This is a genomic window from Morganella sp. HMSC11D09, from assembly GCF_001807955.1.
In the GTDB taxonomy this organism is placed as follows: domain Bacteria; phylum Pseudomonadota; class Gammaproteobacteria; order Enterobacterales; family Enterobacteriaceae; genus Morganella; species Morganella morganii.
In genome coordinates this window covers 1-4,891 of record NZ_KV791644.1, presented here as the reverse complement: position 1 = coordinate 4,891, position 4,891 = coordinate 1, and the positions used below count along the sequence as shown (strand labels likewise).

Sequence of the window (4,891 nt, the reverse complement as noted above, 5' to 3'; positions counted from 1 at the left end):
TTCCGCGTAGCTGGTAACGGCTGACACAGATAAGTAAGCAGTCAGTGATGCAGCAACCCGCGACAGCGAGGCCATTGACCGCTCAGTGCCATTGACAGCGTTTGCGGTGCGGTTAAATCCGCCCTCCATATTCTGCAGCCGCTGATCCAATTGGCGCTGTGATGTCAGCAACTGTGCAACATCCATCTGCACCTGATATACGATTTCACCGACGTTTGCCATTTACCGGCTCCTTAAAATGAAAAACCCCGCCGAGTGGCAGGGTTTGTGACTATCTTGATTACCTATTTTATATAATTACTATAGATATTATTTAGCAGTTGAAGCGCATCATTGAAATAATCTAAATTAACATCATTATCTATTGGTGTATCATAAGGCCACTCAGTATATCTGGTTGCCATCGAGTCATTTTTTAATGCCGCATTAATGATATTTTTTGATGCTGTCTTACTGAAATTGCCATTATCGCCAGTCGTGAACGGTTTACCTTTCCCAATTCTAACTTGCACGCTTCGTCCAGGGAAATGATCCTTTCCTACCAAAACAGTGTATCCACCACTATCTTTGAATATATAAAAGCCACCTTGGTACATATAACACTCGACTTTATCATTCATCTTATCTTTTTCGCATGCATAATGCCAAGACGCTTTGTCGCTATAATCACCACCTATACTTCCAGAACCATCAGAGTGGTAAACTGAAACATCTATGTTATTTACTTTGGCTTTTTCAACTATCATTACTGACATTTTATTGTCACGATGAATGTCAGTTGTTGCAGTGCAAACCCTTGAGCTATTGGATAAAATTCTTTTTTTTGAAAAAATAGTTTTTCCAGCAACTAATTTTGTTTTATCACCAAAACTAAAAGTTGAGTCTTCATAATCATCACACTCCATCCCCGATGTTACTGGGCTGTTTTTTATCCAATCTGTGTTTTTCTTTTCTGTTTCCACTGATTTTGTACTAGTGCCATACCCGCTATCACACTTATCCCATTGGTGAAGCACTTTTTTATCTTTATTTATAATTGTGAAATTTGACCTATCCTCACTCATGGTGAAAATTAGCTCACCATCTTCTGAGATTAAAACTCCGTTATCTTTTTTTGTTAACACTGGCGATTCAATAAATCCAATGCGGCTAAACATCGTTGTGGCGAATTGATTATTAGATGAGTAAATACTATCTGCGGTAATTCCAGCGGTAAATTTAGCATCTCCATCGACAATATTCGCAACTGCATATTGGCAATTTAACGTATCTCCAATGAATGATGCGCTTTTAACTTTTGGCATACACCCTGAAATCATCACAATAGCAGTAGAAATAAACGCACCAACAATTATTTTCTTCACATCCCCACCCTCAATAATTAGTTTTTATAAGTCTAGCGCCCTAGTTTAGCAATTGGGAGCAAACCAACCACTCAACTGGCAAGTTTCCCAATAACCTCTATGATTTTAGGCATTGCAGGAACAAGCTGAGAAAAAACCACAGCACCAGCCACCCATAGGATTATTTTGTTTGCAGATGAGGCTACATCTTCTTTTTTGGCATAATTTGATTTAATGACCGCCACATCTGTTTTTAGCGTCCCGATATCTGATTGCACTGTCTTCATATCGGCTTTTATATCAGTGAGTGTAGTTTTAATATCGCTGACATCAGACTCAAGTTTCGCCACTCGTGCTTCCATGTTTCCTCCTCCGCCGCCACCACCATGATTGTGGCGTTCAGCTCTCGTCAACCACTGAGGGACATCTCGCTCAATAACATTACTCTCCCTCATTGCCCGGCTCCTTATCTTGGTCTGCCAGCCAATCAGTAATAGGCCATGCGTTAAAGTATATTTCATGGCCGCAATTCATGCATATGAGCCGATACTTATAATTCGTGACCCAGTACTTATTTTTGTATGACACAACCTCATCGGTATCGATGGGTATCAGATATGGCTTACCGTCATCATCAGCAACATTTGGTATTGCCATATGTATATTCCCACATATCTGGCACTTTACCTCATCGACACCGACAGCCTTGAGAAACTTAAGCAAACGATCCTCAGTAACCTGATAAAAAAGGTTACGTAATTTCGCATCGTTTTCTTTTGCTTTATCGTCCATTACGCCCACTTGAAGTGATAAGTTTCCCTCATGTTAATCATCTGGTGGTGCAAAGGAAAGCAAAAAGCCTCAGTTAAGAGGCGGCGTGTGATCTGAATTACAAGGCCGTCCGTGGCCTGTGGGTTTACTTCGTTTTTCTCTCTACGTCGTTGTACAGTGCAAATGCCAGGCATGCAGCTGTCTCTATCCGCTCACGCAGTGGTGTCTCAACTTTTGCCCCAAGCATAATAAGAGGTGGGAATACCTGCTCTTTGCAGAGAGAGACGATATGTTTCATATGTGAGTATAAAGTTCTTACATTCATTTCAGATAAATTTGGCTCTTCCTGCTTCGGAATGTACTCACCTTCGAGTGCATCCAGATACGATATCGCCAGCGGGATTTGCTCAGGCAGCAATTCGTTGATGTGCTGCACACCGAACTCAGCGTGAACGTGCTTCCAGATGTCCGGGTAGATATTGCCGACACCGTGAGCAATGAGGCGTTCGGCTGTCTGTCGTAACGGGATGAGTTCTTTCGCTGTGGACTGGCGGAAGTTTGGCTTTTTCTTCACCTCGCCGGTAGTCCAGTACTCATACAGAACATCGTCGCTTTTATCTTGGTAAGCGGCAACCTTGTCCCGTATCTCTGGCCTCACCTTGTTGATATTGATCGTATGAAGCCAGCCGGTCAGCTTTTTAAGTGCTAAACAGACCACACTACGGCGCTGATTATCACACGGAAGCTGCATTGTGATATTCACAACGCAGGTCTTAAATCTTTGTTTTATCTTTGTATATTGAGAAGCCCAATCCAACCCCATACCCTCAATAAATGGACGCATTGCAACAAATGGCTGGCCTTCATAGCTCACCAAGTACAGATTGTCACCGTGGAAAGGTACGTTGATTGTTGATATACTTGTCATGCTAGTTACCTCGAAGTTTCTGGCGATTTAGAGGCCTCAGTTGTTAGCGCAACTGGGGCTTCGCCGTTTATGTGGATATATCTATGCGTCACATTCACTTAGTAATCCGTCCTGCTTCAATGTGCGCTTCACTCGGCTTAATATCTCTTTGCTATAAGACCGATCATTACTTTTTGCCAAATTACGCAAAATAATCACAATCTCATCAGGGAAGCGCACTGAAGATGGGCTCTGTGCTTTCATTTTGTCTCCTTTTGTATGTGGTACGCATACATATTATGTAGGTACGCATTGATAGTCAATAGATACCTACTTATCCTGTAAAAAAACTTACGGGTCTCATCATGTCAGAAAGAAAATACAAAAATCCACAGGTAAACCTACGTCTCCCTGTAGAGCTAAAAGACAGGGTGGCTGAGCTAGCAGAAGCTAATGGCCGGTCAGCAAACCAAGAGATGATTGCTGCCATCGAGGCCTGGATTGATAAGAATGAGCACGTCCATGTTTTAACAATCTCAGATTTAGCAGAAAAAGTTGAAGCCCTTGAGAAAGAAATAACGTCATTAAAAGAAGTGGTTGAGACTAAATAAATCAACTTCCGACACGCTGGTTAAACTTTACGAGGACAAAAAATAACCCGCGATTGCGGGTTATTTCTAAAATTATGGCTGTTACTCAGATTCATCCATTATTAATTTTGGGTGAACCTGGTCGACTAAATCGTAAAATTGCTCTGGGGTTTTTGATATTTTTAGCAATGTAACAATTGATGCCAAGTGCTCCCTTAATTTCGGGTGACCGATGTCTTCTGTTAGCCATTGATGCAATTTGGCCTTTCTTTCAGATCTTGATGCAGCCTTCTTGAGCTCAGGCAACAAATCTGGCGCTAATCGACTGTAAACAACATTATTTGTCACATTACCAATAAACCCAGGTCGCCACGATTTATTGCTTCCAGCAGGAGGATAGTCAAGTCCGTATATCTTAAAAAGGCCTTCGTAATAGTCCGGTGGGAAAGTACTTACCCATGGCTTAAGTTCAGTGGCAACAAAAGCTTCCAGCATTTTCGCCAGAGCATCCCTTTCTCGGGTTCTTTGGTAGCCGGTGGCTTCATCAACCAATGCAATTACACCAACTTTCGCCAACGACCTAACAAGCACCTCCGCTTTATGGGCTACAGCCAGCTGGTCTTTGGTTTTTATTGCTCCGGCTTCCCTTGCCCTTAAGTACAAGTCGCCAACCAGCGGCAGTATTAATACATTATGACCTTCTTTTACTACCCCAGATTTAGTCTTGTATTTAACCCTAGGGATCTGATCCATAAGGTCTTGAGTTATAAAGGGTTTTAGGTTCATTGCATCCATAAAAGCAGGCATTTGGATCTGACCTATAACCCTCTGATTACTAACGTCTTTTTTGTATCCACGCTGAGTTCTTCCAAGCGCGGAAAATATCGAAGTTACTGACACAACGCGAGTGCCGTCCTGTAAAACAGCAACATCCAACTCAGTATCCCCAACAGTTAACATCCCTTCATTTAAAACTGTAGGCAATAGTGCTTTTTCTTTTTTCGCCTCAGCCATTCTCCTTCCGGCTTCTTTTTTTTCTTCTAGTGTCATTTTTGCCGCTCTAGCCTTTCCGCCAACGGCCTTCCCTGTAACTTTTTCTTTTTTGCTATCAGTCATAACGCATTCTCGTGTTGTGAATTTACGTGCAACACTATCATATGTACGTTACAACGTGCAATACTTATTTATGCACGTTATTGAGTCAGGAAGTAAAGCAAAAAATAAGCCCCTTCCGGGGCTTCATCACGCCTTCTTCCTGCTCACCAACCGGCGCTTGCCCT

At 42.3% G+C, this 4,891-nt stretch carries 8 protein-coding genes; 1 reads left to right on the top strand and 7 read right to left on the bottom strand.

Annotated elements, in window-relative coordinates:
* The 6 genes from HMPREF3119_RS18585 to HMPREF3119_RS18580 form a co-directional block, all read right to left on the bottom strand.
* Nucleotides 1-222 (bottom strand): hypothetical protein (locus HMPREF3119_RS18585; protein WP_168162268.1); only part of this gene is annotated, 222 nt, incomplete at its 3' end.
* Nucleotides 223-284: 62 nt separating this feature from the next.
* Nucleotides 285-1,364: a hypothetical protein gene (locus HMPREF3119_RS00435; protein WP_070577962.1), complete on the bottom strand. Its 1,080-nt coding sequence runs from the start codon at nucleotides 1,362-1,364 to the stop codon at nucleotides 285-287.
* A 71-nt stretch (nucleotides 1,365-1,435) separates the two neighbouring features.
* Entirely contained in the window at nucleotides 1,436-1,798 is a 363-nt protein-coding gene (locus HMPREF3119_RS00430; RefSeq protein WP_070577958.1) for a hypothetical protein, read from the bottom strand.
* The gene (locus HMPREF3119_RS00425; RefSeq protein ID WP_070577955.1) at nucleotides 1,785-2,135 is read right to left on the bottom strand and encodes a hypothetical protein; all 351 of its coding nucleotides are present in this window, start codon (nucleotides 2,133-2,135) and stop codon (nucleotides 1,785-1,787) included. The genes HMPREF3119_RS00430 and HMPREF3119_RS00425 overlap by 14 nt, the downstream gene beginning before the upstream one ends.
* A gap of 124 nt (nucleotides 2,136-2,259) precedes the next feature.
* Nucleotides 2,260-3,042: a phage antirepressor N-terminal domain-containing protein gene (locus tag HMPREF3119_RS00420; RefSeq protein ID WP_070577951.1), complete on the bottom strand. Its 783-nt coding sequence runs from the start codon at nucleotides 3,040-3,042 to the stop codon at nucleotides 2,260-2,262.
* 81 nt (nucleotides 3,043-3,123) lie between these two features.
* Entirely contained in the window at nucleotides 3,124-3,285 is a 162-nt protein-coding gene (locus HMPREF3119_RS18580; RefSeq protein WP_072015124.1) for an Arc family DNA-binding protein, read from the bottom strand.
* 101 nt (nucleotides 3,286-3,386) lie between these two features.
* Between HMPREF3119_RS18580 and HMPREF3119_RS00415 the strand changes: the two genes are divergently transcribed.
* Nucleotides 3,387-3,632: an Arc family DNA-binding protein gene (locus tag HMPREF3119_RS00415; RefSeq protein ID WP_070577948.1), complete on the top strand. Its 246-nt coding sequence runs from the start codon at nucleotides 3,387-3,389 to the stop codon at nucleotides 3,630-3,632.
* Nucleotides 3,633-3,713: 81 nt separating this feature from the next.
* On the opposite strand, the gene HMPREF3119_RS00410 is transcribed toward HMPREF3119_RS00415, so the two are convergent.
* Nucleotides 3,714-4,727, bottom strand: coding sequence for a P63C domain-containing protein (locus HMPREF3119_RS00410; RefSeq protein ID WP_083297232.1), 1,014 nt, complete (start codon nucleotides 4,725-4,727; stop codon nucleotides 3,714-3,716).
* Between the last annotated feature and the right edge of the window lie 164 nt (nucleotides 4,728-4,891).